Origin of the sequence: Halomonas sp. 707D4, assembly GCF_024158685.1 — a bacterium.
In the GTDB taxonomy this organism is placed as follows: domain Bacteria; phylum Pseudomonadota; class Gammaproteobacteria; order Pseudomonadales; family Halomonadaceae; genus Vreelandella.
Window position 1 is genome coordinate 1 of sequence record NZ_JAMZBD010000731.1, and the last position, 1,100, is coordinate 1,100.

Annotated in this window: 2 protein-coding genes; both read left to right on the top strand. The window is 63.5% G+C overall.

What is annotated here, in order from left to right; translation table 11 throughout:
* Nucleotides 1-468, top strand: a 468-nt coding sequence (locus tag BIS11_RS18275; protein ID WP_253586820.1) for an ATP-binding cassette domain-containing protein, incomplete at its 5' end; no start/stop codon positions are given.
* 13 nt (nt 469-481) lie between these two features.
* The coding region (locus BIS11_RS18280; protein ID WP_253586821.1) for an adenosine deaminase family protein at nt 482-1,100 on the top strand (619 nt) is incomplete at its 3' end.

Here is a 1,100-nt window from a genome sequence, read left to right on the forward strand (position 1 = left end):
GAGGAGCGCGCTGCGCGTTTCGCCTTCCTTTCTCAGCAGGTGGATCTCTTCGACGGCACGCTCGCGGACAATCTCCGCCTGGCCGACCCGAGCGCCGATGATGCCAGGCTCTGGCGAGCGCTCGAGCAGGTGGCACTCGCCGACTGGGCCGAACGGCAGCCGCATGGGTTGTCGACGCCCGTGGGCGAGAAAGGGCGTCGTCTCTCCGGAGGCCAGGCGCGGCGTGTGGCACTGGCCAGGCTCTTTCTGCGCGACCCTCGGCTTGTGCTTCTGGACGAACCCTTCGCCGGCGTGGATGACGAGACGGCGCGGTACCTGGCCAGGTCGCTGGATCAGTGGTTGCAGGGGCGCACGGCGGTCTACTTCATCCACCAGGTGGACGATGTTTCGCTGCTTCCCGGCCTCACGTATAGTTATTCGCTCGACAGGGGTCGGCTGAGGGTCATCGGCTCCGACCACGCCCGCTAGACGAGGAAGCGCCATGCAAGAGTATCTACGCCAACTGCCCAAGACCGAACTCCACCTGCATATCGAAGGCACGCTCGAACCCGAACTCATGTTCGAACTGGCCCGGCGAAATGGCATCGAGCTTTCTTACGCGAGCATCGACGAGGTCAAGGCCGCCTACCGCTTCGATGACCTGCAGGGCTTTCTGAATCTCTACTATCAGGGCATGGGCGTGCTGCGTACGCGCCAGGATTTCTTCGACCTGGCGATGGACTACTTCAAGCGTGCCGCTGGTGAAGGTGTCGTTCACATCGACATGCACTTCGACCCCCAGGCGCACCTGAGTCGCGGCGTTTCTCTGGAAACGGTGATGGAGGGGCTGCTCGAGGCCAAGGGGCAGGCCGAAACGTCGCTCGATCTTTCGGTCGGCATGATCATGGCATTTCTGCGTGACCGCTCGGCCGAGGAGGCACTGCAGGTTTTCGAGCAGGCAAAGCCTTACTGGAATCGTCTCGACGCCATCGGGCTCGACAGCGCCGAGCGCGACAACCCGCCATCGAAATTCAAGGCGCTCTTCGCACGCGCTCGCGAGGCGGGTATTCGCCGGGTTGCACACGCCGGCGAGGAGGGGCCTGCAGCGTACATCAATGAGG